At 67.1% G+C, this 15837-nt stretch carries 13 protein-coding genes; all 13 read left to right on the top strand.

Annotation, left to right across the window (positions count from 1 at the left end):
* Nucleotides 1-2 precede the first annotated feature (2 nt).
* The 13 genes from FOY53_RS20640 to FOY53_RS20580 all read left to right on the top strand — a co-directional run bounded on the left by FOY53_RS20640 (nucleotide 3) and on the right by FOY53_RS20580 (nucleotide 15711).
* Complete coding sequence (locus FOY53_RS20640; protein WP_146592204.1) at nucleotides 3-977, top strand: phage tail tube protein; 975 nt, start codon at nucleotides 3-5, stop codon at nucleotides 975-977.
* Nucleotides 977-1438, top strand: coding sequence for a hypothetical protein (locus FOY53_RS20635; protein WP_146592203.1), 462 nt, complete (start codon nucleotides 977-979; stop codon nucleotides 1436-1438). Before FOY53_RS20640 ends, FOY53_RS20635 begins: the two co-directional genes overlap by 1 nt.
* Before the next feature lie 131 nt (nucleotides 1439-1569).
* Complete coding sequence (locus FOY53_RS20630) at nucleotides 1570-1749, top strand: DUF7697 family protein (protein ID WP_146592202.1); 180 nt, start codon at nucleotides 1570-1572, stop codon at nucleotides 1747-1749.
* Nucleotides 1746-5687: a phage tail tape measure protein gene (locus FOY53_RS20625; protein WP_146592201.1), complete on the top strand. Its 3942-nt coding sequence runs from the start codon at nucleotides 1746-1748 to the stop codon at nucleotides 5685-5687. The genes FOY53_RS20630 and FOY53_RS20625 overlap by 4 nt, the downstream gene beginning before the upstream one ends.
* Nucleotides 5684-6106: a hypothetical protein gene (locus FOY53_RS20620; protein WP_146592200.1), complete on the top strand. Its 423-nt coding sequence runs from the start codon at nucleotides 5684-5686 to the stop codon at nucleotides 6104-6106. Before FOY53_RS20625 ends, FOY53_RS20620 begins: the two co-directional genes overlap by 4 nt.
* On the top strand, nucleotides 6103-6627 hold the full coding sequence (locus tag FOY53_RS20615; RefSeq protein WP_146592199.1) for a hypothetical protein: 525 nt from the start codon (nucleotides 6103-6105) through the stop codon (nucleotides 6625-6627). Before FOY53_RS20620 ends, FOY53_RS20615 begins: the two co-directional genes overlap by 4 nt.
* Entirely contained in the window at nucleotides 6624-7028 is a 405-nt protein-coding gene (locus FOY53_RS20610; protein ID WP_146592198.1) for an NlpC/P60 family protein, read from the top strand. The genes FOY53_RS20615 and FOY53_RS20610 overlap by 4 nt, the downstream gene beginning before the upstream one ends.
* A complete protein-coding gene (gene gpJ / locus FOY53_RS20605; protein ID WP_146592197.1) occupies nucleotides 7025-10357 on the top strand; it encodes a TipJ family phage tail tip protein in 3333 nt (1110 codons plus the stop codon). The genes FOY53_RS20610 and gpJ overlap by 4 nt, the downstream gene beginning before the upstream one ends.
* A 57-nt stretch (nucleotides 10358-10414) precedes the next feature.
* Entirely contained in the window at nucleotides 10415-11953 is a 1539-nt protein-coding gene (locus FOY53_RS20600) for an SGNH/GDSL hydrolase family protein (RefSeq protein ID WP_146592196.1), read from the top strand.
* A 14-nt stretch (nucleotides 11954-11967) separates the two neighbouring features.
* The gene (locus tag FOY53_RS20595; RefSeq protein WP_146592195.1) at nucleotides 11968-12819 is read left to right on the top strand and encodes a hypothetical protein; all 852 of its coding nucleotides are present in this window, start codon (nucleotides 11968-11970) and stop codon (nucleotides 12817-12819) included.
* A 1-nt stretch (nucleotide 12820) separates the two neighbouring features.
* Nucleotides 12821-14344, top strand: coding sequence for an SGNH/GDSL hydrolase family protein (locus tag FOY53_RS20590; RefSeq protein WP_146592194.1), 1524 nt, complete (start codon nucleotides 12821-12823; stop codon nucleotides 14342-14344).
* Nucleotide 14345: 1 nt separating this feature from the next.
* Nucleotides 14346-15185 (top strand): hypothetical protein, encoded by an 840-nt coding sequence (locus tag FOY53_RS20585; protein WP_146592193.1) that lies wholly within the window; start codon nucleotides 14346-14348, stop codon nucleotides 15183-15185.
* A gap of 67 nt (nucleotides 15186-15252) precedes the next feature.
* Complete coding sequence (locus FOY53_RS20580) at nucleotides 15253-15711, top strand: hypothetical protein (protein WP_146592192.1); 459 nt, start codon at nucleotides 15253-15255, stop codon at nucleotides 15709-15711.
* Nucleotides 15712-15837 lie beyond the last annotated feature (126 nt).

Here is a 15837-nt window from a genome sequence, read left to right as displayed (position 1 = left end):
CCATGCCCAATGCCCGCGGAAACGAGGCCAAGCTGCTGTCCCGCCGTCAGACCACCTTCGGCACTGCCGAGAGCGCGGCGGACGGCCTGTTTCATGCCCTGCCGTTTTACAGCTACAACGTCACCCCCAGCGGTGAACTCGCCAACGACGACGCCAACTATGGCGATGCCTATCCCGGTGACGTGATTGCGGGCCTGCGCAACCTTGCCGGTGCGGCCGTGGTGCCGATGGGGCTCGACAGCATCGGCTGGCACCTGTCGCAACTGCTGGGCACGCCGACCACCACGGGCACCGGTCCCTACACCCACAGCTTCGTGGCGGCGGCGCAGCCCGCGATCCTGCTGGCCACCCACGGCATCAGCCACGCCGGTGTGGCCAAGCACTTCACCCAGGACAGCCTGTTCATGACCGGGATGGAGATCCAGGCGCAGAAGAACGGCCAGCGCCAGCGGGTGACCTTCAACATGGCGGGGCGCGAAGAGATCAAGGCGGGGGCCACCCTTGACACCACGCCGGTGTCCTTCAGCGCGGATCCGGTGCCGGTCGGCTTTCAGGGCACGCTGCTGATGGATGACAGTGTCGTCGCCTCCGTGACCCAGGCCAGCCTCACGCTGAACACCGGGCGCGAGGCGGATCAGGAAACGCTGAACGGCCTGGCCACGGCTGCCGCAGCCGATCCGGGGTTCTGGGACCTGAACGGCGCGCTCACCGCCCGGTTCCGCGATACCACGCTGTATGATCTGGCGAGTGCCGGCACGGCCTTCGCGCTCAAGATCAAGTGGACCATCAGCGCAGGTTACGACCTGCAGATCGAGGTGCCCTCGGCGCTGCTGGAGCGCACCGGCCACGCCGTCGAGGGCCGCGACATCATCTCGTCGTCGTTCAACTGGCGCGCCAACCGTCCGGCCTCGGGGGTTGAACTGGTCGAGATCACGCTGATCAACGCCACCGCCGATTACGCCAATCTGAGCGTCTGATGGTCCTGCGCCTGCAGCGCCGCCTGGGCGGCGCGCGGGAGATCCCGCTGGGCTACGGCGTGACCGTCTCGCACCGGGTCTTCGGTTATGCGGATCTGCGCGAGGCCGAGGCCACGGCCATGCGGCTGGCGCGCCAGACCCTGCCCGCGGCGCGGGCATTCGATGCCGAATGCCTGGATGACGAGGATCTGGGGCCGGAGCATGACGAGGCGCTGCGCGGCCAGGCCGCCCGGCACCTGGTCAAGCTGCTGCTAACCCGCTTCGGCACCGGCTGGAGCGGGGTGGAAACCGAAGATGGCGCCGCTGCCCCGCTGACTGCGGATTATCTCGATGCCTTTCTCGACACCTTTCCCGGCGTCGCCTCGTCGCTGCATGCGGGCCTGTTGTCGCCCTGGGTGGCGCTGGAGCAGGAGGGAAACGTCTCCGCGCCCTTGCCAGGTACCGCCACAGCGGAGGGCTGAGCCACTGCGCAGGCTGCCGGGATGCCACCGGCTTTGCCTGCGACCGGTTCGGCGGCAAGGGCGCATGCCCACAGGACATCCATGCGCCGCTCTCGACCGAGGGCCGCGCGCTGGCGGCGGCGGACTGCGAGATGTTCCACCAGCGCCGCATCGGGCCCGGCGGTTATGCCGGGCTTGATATGCCAGCCTGCCTTGCGCTGCTTCAGGCGCAGGGCATTCCACCCGACATGGCAGTCCTGCTGCTGCCGCATTGGGAAGCGGGCCTGATCGAGGCCATTGCCCTTCGGCGCAAGGAAGAAGACAGCGAATGAGCAGCACCACCCGCAATTACACCATCCGCCTGTCTGCCTCGGGCAAGGCACAGCTGGAGGCGGACCTGCGCGCCCTCGGCGCCAGTGGCGAGCGCAGCCTGCGCCGGATCCAGCAGGCCGGGAAACCGGCCAGCGCCGGGCTGCGCGAGACGGACCTGGCCGCGCGCCAGCTCAAGGGCTCGCTGGGCGCGATCGGGCAGGAACTGCCCGCACTGCAGCGTCTGGCGCGGTTCATGGGCACCACGGCGCTGATCGGCGGTGTGGTCGCCTTCGGCAAGGGGGCGCTGGATGTGGGCCGCGAATTCCAGGCGATGATGCAGCGGGTCGAGGCGGCGACCGGGGCAGGTGAAGCCGAGATGGCGCGGCTGGCGGGGGCGGCGAAAGAGCTTGGCGCAACCACCGCCTTCACCGCGATGCAGGCGGCGGAGGCGATCGAGGTGCTGGCCAAGAACGGCGTTGCGGTGCCGAAGATCCTGAACGGGGCGCTGGATGCCTCGGTGACGCTGGCCAGTGCGCTGGGGGCCGAGGTTGCCCCCGCGGCGGACCTGGTCACCGACCTGATGGCGCAGTTCGGACTGGAGGCGTCCAAACTGCCCGAGATCGTCGACCGGGTGACCGGTGCTGCGCTCACCTCCAAGTTCGGTTTCGATGATCTGCGCGGCGCCATCGGCCAGGCGGGCGGCGTGGCCGGAACGGCGGGGGTGGAGATCGAAGATTTCCTGGCGACACTCTCGGCCACGGCCTCCTCTTTCTCGTCCGGATCGGATGCCGGCACCTCGTTCAAGTCCTTCCTGCAGCGGCTGACACCGGACAGCAGGCAGGCGGCGGCAGTCATGCAGGACCTGGGCCTCGAGTTCTTTGATGCCGCGGGCAACATGAAGTCGATGGAGGCCATCGCGGGCGAGTTGCAGGACGGGCTGGCCGGTCTGTCCGAAGAGGCGCGCAACCAGGCGCTCAAGACGATCTTTGGCACCGATGCGATCCGCACGGCGGCGGCTCTGGCCAAGCAGGGCGCCGACGGGTTCCGCGACATTGCCCGGGCGATGTCGGAGGTCTCGGCGCAGGAACAGGCCGAGGTCCGCATGAGCGGGCTGGACGGCGCGCTGAAAGAGGTCGCGGCGGCCTGGGAGGCGCTGCAGCTCGAGGCGGCACAGAACGGCGGTCTGGATGTCGCGGAGCAGTTCGTGCGCCGCCTGACCGACGCGCTGCGTTATCTGACCGAGAACTTCGCGGAAGTGGAGGAACTCGCCGAGCGGGTCGCACAGGCCCTGACCGTCTATCTTGTCGGCAAGGGCATGACGCTGGCCATCGCCAAGGGGGTGGCCCTGCAAGCGGCCTTGATTGAGATCGCCGGGGCGGCAACCGAAGTCGGCACCGCCGCCACCCGTGCGACCGGACCGATGAGCCGCATGGGGATCGCGGCCCGGGCTCTGACCGGCGTGCTTGGCGGCCCGCTGTCGCTCGCTCTCACGGTGGCTTCCCTGATCGCCTTCCGCATCGACACCGACACGGCGGCGGATGCGGTCGGGCGGGCGGACGCGGCGGCGCTGAAGGCGGCTGATGCGCTTGGAGCCTATCAGGAGGCAGCACGGCGCGCGGCCGAGGAGCAGAAGTCGCTGGGCGGCGAGGTCTCGGCGACGACGCAGAAGATGCTGGACCAGTCGCGTGCGGCGCTGGAGCAGGCGAAGGCCGATCTGGAGCGGGCCTATGTCGAAGCGCGCTCCGCGTTGTCCGGGTCGATGTTCGATGGCGACGGGATCGACGACTTTGTCGTGTCTCTGGAGAAGTACCGTCCGAAGTCGGATCTGCCGGATTATCTGAAACCGCTTGCCGAGGAATTGCGCAACGATTTCCTTGCCGTACTGGCCGAGAGTGCGGAGGCGGTCGAAGAGGGTACGAAATCAGTTTCCGACTTTGTCGAGGAATTTGACCGCTTGCGTTCTGTCGGCACCGTGCTTGAGGATGTGCGCGACAGGATAATCGGCATCCTGGAAACCGGCGGTCCCCTCAGCGAAAACTCCACGCTTGCGGCGCTTGTCGACATGGCCCGAAAGGCCGGTCTCTTCGCAGATGAAATCGCCGCCATCGACGCCGCAACCACAGAGGCGGACCTGGGTACAGCCTATGGCGCCCTGACCCGCGCGCTGACCAAGGCGCTGGAGGCCGGCACGCTGCTGCGCTCCGAAACCGTTGCCGGGTTCCGGGAGAACGTGACGGCCGTCGGAAAACTCGAAGAAAAGATCGGCGCTGTGGACGGCCAAATGCGGGGTTTCCGGGATCTTTCCGAGGAGATCAACGGCAACCGGCCCTTTGACGAAGCGGCGGACAGTGCGGCCAGGGCGACGGCGGAGGTCAGGCGGCTCAATGACATCTACGGAGAATACCAGCGGACCCGGGCGCACAGCGATCGGGTGACCCATGCGCGCGGCGCCGCGGATGCCGCCAGGAAAGGCCTGCGTGATCTGATCGGCTTTGCCGAGGGCACCGACAAGGGGCGGGGCTACAACGAGACCCTGGGCTACGGCGCCTTCACCGGGGGGGACGTCAACCTCGTCGCCATGACGGTGAACGAGGTCCTGGCGCTGCAGAAGAAGATGCTGGCGCATCCCGACAACAGCTACAATTCCTCGGCGGTGGGGCGCTACCAGATCGTGTCGCAGACCCTGCGCAGCCTGATGGGCGAAATGGGGCTGTCCGGAAACGAGGTGTTCTCGACCGACCTGCAGGACCAGATGGCGGACCGCCTGATCGACCGCCGGGGCCGCAACCCGGGCGCGCTGCGCAACGAATGGGAGGGGCTGCGCCGGGTTTCGGATGACAACATCCTGACAGCCTTTGACGGCGGTGCCGGGGACCGCGCCACCGGCCGCGCCGAGACGTCCAGGAAAGAAGCGGACGCTGCCCGGGACCGGGCCGAGGCATTGGCCAGGGTGCTGTCGGTGGGCCGTGATCAGCTTGAGCAGCTGCGCCTCGAGGCCCAGCTGGCGGGCCGCAGCGTCGAGGAGCAGGCGCGGCTGACCTTCCAGTATGAGGCGCTCAAACGCGCCAGGGAAGCCGGGATCGATCCGGAGAAGACACTGGCGGCGGACGGGCGGATTCCGGCCGAGGTGATCCTCGAGCAGGCGGCGGCCTATGGTCAGCTGCTGGCGGCCAGGGATGCGGATGCCAGGGCGCGCGAACGCACCGAGGATCAGACCAAAGAGCAGACCGAGAGGCTGCGGGAATACAAGAGCGAGATCGCCGGTCTGTTTGACAACCTCAAGCCCGGGGGCGGCGGGCCGGAAGGGTTCGTCGAGGACTTTGCCTCGATGATCCTCGACAGGCTCTGGCAGCTCGCCATGGATCCGGTCTGGGATTACCTCGCGCAGCTGATGGAGGGGCTGTTCTCCGGCATTGGCGGCATCGGAGGCATCAGCCCGGGCGCCCCCGGTGCCGCGCCCTCGACGGCGGGGCTGGGCACGGGGGGGCTTTATGCGAGCGGCGGCCCTTTGCCGAAGCGGGCCGGGGGCGGCGGGTTCAGGGCGGTGCCGCGCGCGGCTGGCATGTTGCAGGGGTCGGGCGGCAAGCGGCAGGACAACCTGCTGTTCTGGGGCTCGCGCGGTGAATTCATGCAGCCCGCGGCGGCGGTGGACTTCTACGGCGTCGAGTTCATGGAAGCGCTGCGCCAGCGCCGCATTCCCAAGCTTGCCGATGGCGGCAGCCTGGGCGGCCTGCCGGCCGCCTTCTCCGGTACCGGATCCGCGCCGCCGATCACCTTCATCGACCAGTCCGGCCGGGGCGTGGATGTCGAGACCCGCGAACGCGTCGAAGGCGGGCAGCGCAAGATGGAGTTTGTGCTCTCGGACGCGGTCTCCAGCGGGCTGACCACACCAGGTGGGAAAGCACGGCGCACCATGCGCACGGAATTCGGTCTCACCGCCCGGAGGCCGCAGCGATGAGCATTGACGTCTGGCCCGCGGACCTGCCGCTGCCCGGTCGCAGCGATTATTCCCAGTCCTGGCAGGAGGCCCGGCTGGCCCGTCCGGCGGATGCCGGGCCGCCGAGTTATCGCCGCCGCACCTCGGCGGTTGCCAGGCCGGTCACGCTGTCGATGCGGCTCTACCGCTCCCAGAAGGCGGTGTTTGACCAGTTCTACGCGGACACGGTGTGTTACGGTGCGAAGCCCTTCACCATGCCGGACCCGACCACGGACGGCTGGCCCCTGCTGAGCGCAGGTGGAGTGCCGGTGCTGACAGAGGAGGGCACGCCGATCCTGCTCTCGGCGCAATGGCTCTGCCTGTTTGGCGATACGAGTCCGCAGGTGCGGGTGGATGGGCTGCGCTTCCGTGTGAGCTTCAGCATCTGGGTGATGCCATGAGGCTGGTCTCGGTCAACGCCCGCCGGGCGCATGACGATCCGATCACCGACGAGGTCCATGTCGCGCTGTTCCAGTTCGAGCATCCGGATCTCGACGCCCCCGTGCGCCTGTCGACCGACCCGGGTGAGCGGATCTCGACCGACCCGCTGCGCTACGGCACCCGCTCGCGCTGGAACGGCGCCGATCCGGCAACAGAGCCCTACTGGTTTGTGCTCGTCTCGGCCGAGATCCCGGGCGACTTGGAAGATGCGCCCGCCTCGGCCACGCTGGTGCTGGAGAATGTCAGCAACGACATCGCCGCGACGCTGCGCTCGTTCACGACCCGCCCGACGGTGCACATGGCCGTGGTGCTGGCAGCCTCCCCGGACATCGTCGAGCAGGAATACCGCGGCATGGTGGTGCCCGGTGCCGAAGGGGACGCGGGCCAGGTGGTGATCTCGATCTCGCGTGACCCGATCGAACAGGAGCAGGTGCCCATGGACCGCATGACCAAAGACCGCTTTCCGGGGCTGCACCGATGAGCTGGGCCTCTGCCTATGTCGGGCTGCCCTACGCCGGGCGGGGATCGGAAGCGGAAGGCCATGACTGCTGGGGGCTGGTGCGGCTGGTCTATCGCAGCGAGTTGGGAATTGAGCTGCCGTCCTATCAGGGCCGCGCCGCGGGCGGAGTCGAGCTGGCCGAGATCGACCGGCTGATCGCTCTCGCCTCGGACAGCGACTGGTGGGAGCGCCGCGCCTCGGTGTCCCCCTTCAACGTGCTGACCTTCCGGCGCGGCCGTCTGTCGTCACACGTCGGTGTGGCCGTCACCGCGCGGCAGATGCTGCACATGGATGAAACCGGCTCGAAGATCGTGGATCTGACCCATCCGGGCTGGCGCCATCGCTTTCAGGGGGCCTGGGCGTTCCGGCGGGCCTGCGCATGACGCGGGTCATCACCGCGCCGCTGTTTGATCCGGGGCTGGCCCGCACCGACAGGATCCTGAGCGAAGGCCTGAGCCTGGCGGAGATCATCACGGCCTCGCTGCCGGGGCTGAGTGACCACGACCGCCTGCACCTGCGGGTGACGCTGGTGACGGACCGGGGCGTGATGGTGATCGACATGGCGCACTGGTCGCGGGTGCGACCGAAACCGGGTGTCCGCGTGGTGCTGCGGCTGGTGCCGGGGAACAACGGCTTCCGCTCGGTGCTGCTGGCAGTGGTGTCGATTGCGGCCCTGGCGCTGGCGCCGATGCTGGCGCCAGCCATCGGGCTCGGCACCGGCACGCTGGCGACCAGTGTTGTGGCGCTGGGGCTCAACCTTGTGGGCTTTGCCCTGGTCAACGCGCTGGTGCCGATCGAGGTGCCCGACCAGGACAGGGCGAAAAACCGCTACACGCTGTCGGGCTGGAACAACACCGCCCGTCCCGACGATCCGGTGCCCTGGCCGGTGGGGCGGCATCGCTACGCGCCGCCCTATGCCGCGCTGCCCTACACGGTCATTTCCGGCGATGACCAGTACATCGTGGCGCTGTTCTGCTTTGGCTACGGGCGGCTGGACATCTCGGATGTGAAGATCGGCGACACCTCGATCGACGCCTTCAGCGATGTCCAGATCGAGCTGCGTGAGGGGGTCGAGGCGGATGATCCGGTCACGCTCTATCCCCGCCAGGTGCTGGAGGAACGCGCGGGGGTGGAACTGCTCCGGCCGCTGCCGCGCGACGACGCCGGTGAGCTGACCGGGGGTGCGGCGGAGGAGGTCCCGATCGTGCGGGAAACCGCGCTCAACACCCAGATCGTCTCGCTGATCTTCTTCTTTCCCGCCGGTCTGGTCCGCTACACCCGCGAAGGCGACGCCCGGACGCTGGGGGTCAGCCTGCGGATCCGCCAGCGCCTGAGTGACGCGGACGACTGGGCGGAGGTCGAGACTCTCGACTTCCTTGCCAGGAAGGAAGAGCCGTTCTTCCGGCAGTATTCCTGGCAGCCGCCCAGCCGGGGCCGCTGGCAGGTCGAGGTCACGCGGATGACCGACGAGCGGACCAACAGCCGCTATCAGGACCGCGTCATCCTGACGGCCATCCAGTCCGTCCGGCCGGAATATCCGCTCAACATCGACAAGCCGATGGCCCTGCTGGCGATGCGGATCCGGGCCAGCTACCAGCTGAACGGCCAGCTCGACTCCGTGAACGCGATCGTCCGGCGTCATGTGCAGGACTGGGACGGCGAGGTCTGGGCAGAGGCGCTGTCGCGCAACCCGGCGGCGGCCTTTGTCGCGATGCTGCAGGGGCCGCAGAACCCGTTCCCGGTGCAGGACTCCGAGATCGACTGGGAGCTGATGCAGGACTGGCATGCGTTCTGCACCCTCAAGGGCCTGAAATATGACCGGATCCACGAAGATGCCCAGGGTCTGGGGGACGCGCTGCGCCAGATCGCCATGGCGGGCCGCGCCACCCCGCGACACGACGGTTTGAAATGGGGCGTGGTCATCGATCGCCCGCAGGACCTGGTCGTCGATCACCTGAGCGCGCGCAACAGTTCCGGTCTGACCTGGTCGCGGCAGTATCTCGACCCGCCCGATGGCATCCGCGTGAAGTTCAACGATGCCAGCAATGACTTCGAGGAGGCGACCCGCATCATTCCCTGGCCCGGCAACGAGGGGCCGATCACCCTGACCGAAGAGATGACATTGCCCGGCAAGACCGACCCGGACGAGATCTGGATCGAAACCCGGCGCCGGATGTACGAGATCATGCACCGGCCCGACACCTTCACCGCGCTGCAGGACGGCGCGGCCCGGGTGGTGACCCGTGGCGACCTGATGATCGCGGCGCATGACGTGCTCGACAGCACCCAGGTGGCGGCGCGGGTGACGGCCGTGGAAGGGGCACTGGTCGAGCTGGACGAAGCGGTCACAATGACCGGCGGCGAAAGCTACGGGCTGCGGTTCCGGGTGTTCGCGGATGACGACGACAGCATCGGATCCTCGATCGTCGCAGGTGTGGCCACCGTTACGGGGACGTCCCGGCTGCTGCGGCTGAGCGGCACCGCCGCCCGGCCGCGGCTGGGGGAGATCGTGCACTTCGGGGCCAGCTCCAGCGAGAGCGTGGCGCTGCGGGTGACCGGCATCGAGCCGGGTGAGAACTTCGCCGCTCAGATCACGGCGGTGGCCGCCGCACCGATCATCGATGATCTGACCGACGCCGAAGTGCCACCCGCCTGGGATGGCACGGTCGGGAGTGTGATCGCGCTGACCCTCGATCCGCCGCTGGCGCCGCGGATCACCCGCATCGACAGCTCGGTCTATGGCAGCGTGTTCACACCCGCCGGGACAACCGGCGTCGCCCTGACCCTGATCGTCCAGGTCGCGCCTGCGCTGGCCGAGACCGGGTATCTCTCGACATTCACCGTCGAGAATCGCCTGCAGGGGGAGTTGCCCTGGTCGTCGGCAACCACCTCCGTCGCCAGTGGCGGGCTGGAGATCACCGGCTATGCTTCCGGCGACACGGTCGAATTGCGCGCCTTCGCCACCGGCGTCGACGATACCGACGGCACCACCACGGCTGTGGTCACACATGTTGTCGGCACCGGCGCGGCATCGCTGCCCGGCGAGCTCGATGCCCAGTCGATCACGGCGGCGGGTGGTCTTGGCCACGCCGCTGTGTCGCTGGCAATCCCGGCCGGCGGCACAACCGAGGTGCAGCTCTACCGGGTGCCGTCCGGGGATGCACTGGACACCGGCAGTCATGCGCTCGGCGCGCCCATCCCGGTGAACGCGGGCACAACCACAACCGTGATCGACGGCGATGCCACGCGGCAAACCCTGGTCGACAACGGCTATTTCGACGCCGATGCGGACTGGACCAAGGGCACCGGCTGGAGCATCGCCTCCGGTGTCGCTCAGGCGAGCGCCGGTCTGCCATCCTCGCTGAGCCAGGCTCTGAGCCTGACGGAAGGCCATGTGATGCGGCTGGCCTACACGGTGTCGGGGCGCACGTCTGGCGATCTGACACCGCGCCTGACCGGCGGCACGACGGTGACGGGATCCGCGGTGACCACCAACGGCCGCCACTACGTCGAGCTGACGGTCGCCGCGGGCAACACCGAAATCGACTTCCTGAAGAGCAGCGCCTTCGACGGCGCCCTGGACGCGGTCACGGTCTACGTCCGCACCGCCGCCAGCGCACCGCAGGGGGTCTGGGACTACTACGCCGAAACCCGAAACATCGATGGGGCAACAGCCACTGCGGCCGGGCCCATCGCCACTGAAATCGCATGAGGAAAGAACAACATGCCTGAATCCGGCGTTCGCACGACGACTCTCACGACATCACCAATGACAGATTCAATTCTGGGCAACCGCGATGGCATCAGTGTGCAGCAGCTGGTTCCGGATCTCGCCACCCAGATGTTGTCATCCGGTCCGCTTTCGGCCGCTCTCGACAAAAAGGCGGACACGTCGGTCACGGATGCACTGGCGGCGGGACAGACCAACGGACTTTTGACCGCCGCAACCTGGAGCGCTCTTCTGGCCATCGCGCCAAGCGTTGACGCAACGGGCGCCGAAGTGCAGGACGGTGATACCGGCACACACCTTGCGGCCTCCGGCACCGGATACAACGGCGCCAGCGTCGCCAACGCCGGGCGCTATTCCTGGTCCCAAACATGGGGCAGGTGGGTGCGCCTCAGCGATACCGGCCTGTCCGGCAAACTAACCGCGTCTGCAAACCTGTCCGACGTTCTGGATGTGACGTCCGCGCGTGCCAATCTCGGCGTTCCGGCTGCAGCTGCGCTGGCGGTCGAGGTCGAAACCTCAAAACTGACTCTCGGACCTGAGGGTGAAGCGGGCCGTCCGGGCATCCTGCGGACGACAACGGGCGGGGCCTTGATCGTCAGCGCGGACGGGATCGAGCACCTGGGGTTCGACGTGGACGGCGCGGCGCGGCTCAAGCTGGCGTCCCCGGCGATTCTGCAACTGCGGCAGTCTCTTGGAATCGGAGAAGTCCCGGCGCAGGTGACGAGGATCCTCGGGCTGGGCGACAGCCTGACCGCCGGCGCAGGGGCGGCGCCGGGGGAGACCTACCTCGATCAGCTGGAGAGCGTTACTGGCAGGGCAACCACGCGCCTTGCCTATGGTGGCATGACATCGAGACAGATCGGCGCTTTGTGGGGCAGTGAGCGGGTGCACCTGAGTGTTTCCGGCGGCAGCGTCCCGGCCAGCGGCGGCGTGGCGGTCACGTCCGATGTGGATATCCTGGTGAACGGCGGGGCCTATCAAGCGGGCTACACCGCACGTGGGACCATTGCCGGGATCAGCGGCATCCTGTCCACAGATGTGAGTGGAAACTACACCTTCACGCGCGCCACCTCGGGCAGCGTGACCGGGATCACGCCTGCCAACAACCGCTTCCTGCTCGACCCCGCCGGGACCGCGTTCATCCCGGGGCGCGGCGCCTATTCCGACCACACTGTTCTGATCGGGGCCGGGCGAAACGATCCGAAAACCAGCTCGGACGAACGGTCGGGGATCGTGGAGAACATTCGCCGGATGGTTCAGGCCATGACGCCGCGCTATCGCAACTTCTTTGTCCTGTCGGTTCCCAACACGACCGCAGAGCCCGCGGGATCGGACGGCTACAACAACGTCATGGCACTGAACGCAGACCTGGCCGACGCCTTCGGCCCGCGGTTCATCGACTGGCGCGCCTACCTGATCCGATACGGGCTTTACGACGCCGGGATCACGGCGACCGCGCAGGATCTGGCGAACATCGCCGACGACATCCTGCCGGACAGCTTTCTCTACGACACCGTGCATCCGAATGCCGACGGCTACGCGTGGAAAGCCCGCTTCATCGCATCGATCATCCGCTAAAGGAATCCCCCCTGATGTCTTTCCCGACGATGGTGCTTGGCGCCACGATTTCTGACGCCGACCTGCCAGGTTTGCAGGCCGCACAGGTCAACCCATATGGCCCGCTCCTGCCTCGCACGGTCGCAGCCTACGAGTTCCAGGCCCTGACGGGGGATCTTGCGATCAGCGACACCGTTGCGAGCCAGACATTCCTGGCAAACCCGGCAACGGTTTCCGGCGCCTTCGCAAACTGGTCAGCCGGTGACAAGGGGCTGCGCCTGAATGTTCCTACCGGGGCGATCAACGAACAGAAGATCGAACTCCCGGCGCAGTTCGACCTGAACGATCCGTCCAACGGTGCCGATGATGCGAACCTGCTGGTCACCATCTGGATCACCCAAAAGGCCGCCGCGGGCAGTGGGCTGCATGCCATCGCCGGATACGGGGTGCAGGTGGGGGAATTCGCCCAGTGGTATCTCGACTTCAACGCCGCAACGCCCGGCTATCGGTTCTACGTGATCGGCACGCCCTACACCGTCCAGGCTCAGATCCAGTTCGGGCCTCTGGCGGACGACGTGCCAACCCTCTTCGCGGCGCATATCCATCCCGACCCTCTCGAGCCGGGCTGTTTCCTGGTGGACGCGTACCTAGACGGGGAATTCTTCGCCACTTCCGCCGTATCGCCGGACTATCCCTTCAACGCGCCTGATGGCGCCAGCTGGGGCGGCTATCCCGAAGCGCCGGTCCTGGGGCGGCGCACCGGCTACGGCACAGGGCACGATGTCGTGGTCCACTCGCTGGTCCTGTCCCGCGTCGTCGCGTCAAATGATGTCCCGACATACCTGTCCGACCTTTACACCGCAGTTTCTGCGGATCTGGGAGCCTGAGATGAGCAGATCTGAGTACCGGCCGGGAGAGGCCACACTTTCCGAACTTGGCGGTGTTCTCGGCGTCCCGTCGCTGAGCGAGAAATCCGACCTCCTCACCCTGGTCGCAGGCACCACGGCCCGCGTCCTGGGCGAGGATGGCCGGTATGACCGCTCTGGCGTGGATTACGCAGAACTTGGCTCTAACCGGAAGCGGATCAGGCACATCGAGAACGGGGGCATGGTCTTTGACATGCCCGTCACCGGAACCCTGAACGGTGCAAGTGCCATGCCTGAGCCTGCAAGATGGGCCCGGGCACTTGCGTCGGGCAGTGACGCTGTGTTCGTCGGGGAAAACCGGCAGGTTGTCCTGAATCTGCTTGATGTGGCTGCACCTGCTGTGGCCGCGCCACCGACCTATCACCCGTGGTCGGACGGCACCAACGTCTTCACCGACCGCGCCGATACGGGAGAGACAGTCCAGGTCAGCCAGGGCGGCGGCAACAACACCGATCCGTTCCTGCAGAACGGGGTGGTGATCTGGACGTCCGACCGCGCGGACAACGGCACATTCGAACCCGCTGCCCTTGGGGGGCGGTACTTCTCGGCGCCGGATGTGGCTGACGAGCATCCGGTCATTCCCCTGTACTGGCTGGCCTGCTTCGGGGACAGCACGACGGCGGGATCCGGCGGCTGGCCGTCGTTCCTCAACCGCTTCGATCTGGACGCCGCCCTTGACTGGACCATCCCTGTGATGAACTTCGGGCGCAGTGCCAACACCGCCAAGGGGATTGCATCCCGGTACTGGGCAATCGAGGTCAGCTATGACTGCCCCGAGATCCCCGGCGATACAACGGAGGTGACCTGCACCGAGAGCAGCACGAACGTCGGCAACATCGTGGAAACGCGGGGCGACGACGATCCAGTCACGGGGCATGGCTATGCCGTGACCGATCCGACACAGGATCCCATGACCGGGACGCTGGTAAAGATCCGATGGGACGAGGTCGGCCAGGACTTCTACATCAGCCGCTATGCTGTCGGATCCGCGCTGGCCGCTGGCAAGTATTACATCTACGCCCAGCCCGGGGAGATCCTAGCAGGCGTGAACCCCGCCCCGACCGACCCGATGGCCCCGAACTTCCAGGACGCCATTCTGGCCCTGTTCATCGGGCGGAACAGCAGCGAAGACCCCTATGACGTGTTCCTGCGGGCGCAGCAGATCGTTGCGGCCCACAAGCCTCTGTCCAAGCGCATGATCCTCATGCCCTGGCTGCAGGGGCAGGACGAGATCAAGGGGACGCAGGGGTATTACGACCGCGCGCTTGCCCTGCGCCTGTTCCGGGAGGAATGGCCGGACAACACGCTCGACATCGTGCCGTGGATCCAGGGTGAGAACGATGGTTCCGGCCCGGACCTTGCCGCCATTGCCAACGACGTTCCGCCCCCCAGCACAATGACGGACAACGTTCACCCGAACAACACCGGACGGGTCGGGATCGCCAAGGGCGTCGTCGACTTCGCCACATCGAAAGGATGGAAATAACATGGCCTTCATTCAGAAACTGCCCGTCACCGGCACCGGTGCCAAACTCTACCCGGATGCGGCGATGGACGCCGGAACACGCGGGTTGCTCGACATGCTCGACCCCTGGTCCTGGGGCGGGACGGTCCCGCCGGATGGCGCTCTGGCCGTTGATGCCGGCCCGCGGAATTACGCGCTGGCAGAGGATGGATGGGTCGAGGATGCCGCCCGCGCCGTGACCTCCACCATGCTGACAAGCGATGGCGCCGTGCAGTTCGTGGACACCGACGACATCCTGCGCCTGCCGGTCGGGTTCCGGCAAAAGGTCGATGACACCCACCTGGGCCTGATCTACTGGGCCAAGAATATCCCTGATCCAGCAGGGGCCGGGTCCAGCAACACGATCTTTGCCTCGGCGACTGCGGCCTCGGTCAACAACTTCTCGATCGGCGCGGCCTACAGTTCGCCCGGGGTGATTTCAGCCGCCCGAGTCCGGTGCAACTACACGAACGCATGGGTTGTCCCGGCGGCGATACAGACGGCGATGTTCGACGGAGCCTTGCATCAGCTCGGCTTCGAGTTCGAGTTGGCGAGTGACGGTCTTTCCGTGACCTACCGGGTTTACCTTGACGGCCTGTTCGTCGCGTCCACGTCCCTGTCAGTGAACGGCGTTCTCTATGCGCCCACCGTCTCGGAATACGCGGCATTCGGGCAGCATCCGGTCGGGGGCAGCACGCTCAGAGGCACGCTCTGGCGGGCGATGATGCAGGAGCTTGAGGTCGAAGGCGCGCGGGCCTTCGCGGACACCGTCGCGCTGGACTACGAGATCAACAAGGCGCGCATTCTCGCCGTCTCCGGCTGAACCCGCAGCGCGGGGCAGGGCGGTGACCTTGCACCGCTGTCCCATCTGTCCCGGCCAAAGTCTGACCATGTCCACAAACAAAGCCTTCGTGCATCTCTCGACCATCGAATACGCCGCCGCGGGCGGCATCTTCGGCTGGGGTCTGTGGATCCTCGCCTGGGGGCCGGGGGCGGCGCTGTCGGCGCCCGCCTTTGATGCCCTGCGCGCCATGGCGCAGCCCTGGCCGCCGTTCCGGGTCTACGGGGCAGGGTCGGTGCTGATCGGCGCGCTCTACGCCATCGCCATCGCCATCAACGGGCGCGGGATGTACTGGACGCCGACGGTGCGGCTGCTGTGCTGCCTGTTTGCCATCCTGTTCCTCGCCAACCTTACCGCGGCCATCGCCCGTGTGCAGCCCAGCTCCACCGGCGTCTATACCTACGGCGCCCTGACGGTGCTCTACACGGCGCTTCTCTGTGCCAATCTCAACCGCTTCTCGCTTTCCGTGCACATGATCTGGGGCCGTGTTCGTGACCGGACTTCCTGAGACGATCGAGGCGATCACCGACGCCTTCCTGCGGCTCGGGCTGTCGAACTTCATCCTGATTGCCTTCGTGCTGGCGGTGGTGATCGCGGTGGTGCGCGGCCGGGTGGCCGGGGTCACCGCCAAGGA

This window comes from Puniceibacterium confluentis, from assembly GCF_007923445.1.
Lineage (GTDB): Bacteria > Pseudomonadota > Alphaproteobacteria > Rhodobacterales > Rhodobacteraceae > Puniceibacterium > Puniceibacterium confluentis.
This window is presented reverse-complemented; position numbering and strand designations above follow the sequence as displayed.

Excerpts from the sequence above, each read along its gene's own strand:
- FOY53_RS20625 (WP_146592201.1), top strand. The coding sequence starts at position 1,746 with ATGAGCAGCACCACCCGCAATTACACCATCCGCCTGTCTGCCTCGGGC.
- FOY53_RS20635 (WP_146592203.1), top strand. The coding sequence starts at position 977 with ATGGTCCTGCGCCTGCAGCGCCGCCTGGGCGGCGCGCGGGAGATCCCG.
- gpJ (WP_146592197.1), top strand. The coding sequence starts at position 7,025 with ATGACGCGGGTCATCACCGCGCCGCTGTTTGATCCGGGGCTGGCCCGC.
- FOY53_RS20620 (WP_146592200.1), top strand. The coding sequence starts at position 5,684 with ATGAGCATTGACGTCTGGCCCGCGGACCTGCCGCTGCCCGGTCGCAGC.
- FOY53_RS20615 (WP_146592199.1), top strand. The coding sequence starts at position 6,103 with ATGAGGCTGGTCTCGGTCAACGCCCGCCGGGCGCATGACGATCCGATC.
- FOY53_RS20600 (WP_146592196.1), top strand. The coding sequence starts at position 10,415 with ATGACAGATTCAATTCTGGGCAACCGCGATGGCATCAGTGTGCAGCAG.
- FOY53_RS20590 (WP_146592194.1), top strand. The coding sequence starts at position 12,821 with ATGAGCAGATCTGAGTACCGGCCGGGAGAGGCCACACTTTCCGAACTT.
- FOY53_RS20585 (WP_146592193.1), top strand. The coding sequence starts at position 14,346 with ATGGCCTTCATTCAGAAACTGCCCGTCACCGGCACCGGTGCCAAACTC.
- FOY53_RS20630 (WP_146592202.1), top strand. The coding sequence starts at position 1,570 with ATGTTCCACCAGCGCCGCATCGGGCCCGGCGGTTATGCCGGGCTTGAT.
- FOY53_RS20640 (WP_146592204.1), top strand. The coding sequence starts at position 3 with ATGCCCAATGCCCGCGGAAACGAGGCCAAGCTGCTGTCCCGCCGTCAG.
- FOY53_RS20610 (WP_146592198.1), top strand. The coding sequence starts at position 6,624 with ATGAGCTGGGCCTCTGCCTATGTCGGGCTGCCCTACGCCGGGCGGGGA.
- FOY53_RS20580 (WP_146592192.1), top strand. The coding sequence starts at position 15,253 with ATGTCCACAAACAAAGCCTTCGTGCATCTCTCGACCATCGAATACGCC.
- FOY53_RS20595 (WP_146592195.1), top strand. The coding sequence starts at position 11,968 with ATGTCTTTCCCGACGATGGTGCTTGGCGCCACGATTTCTGACGCCGAC.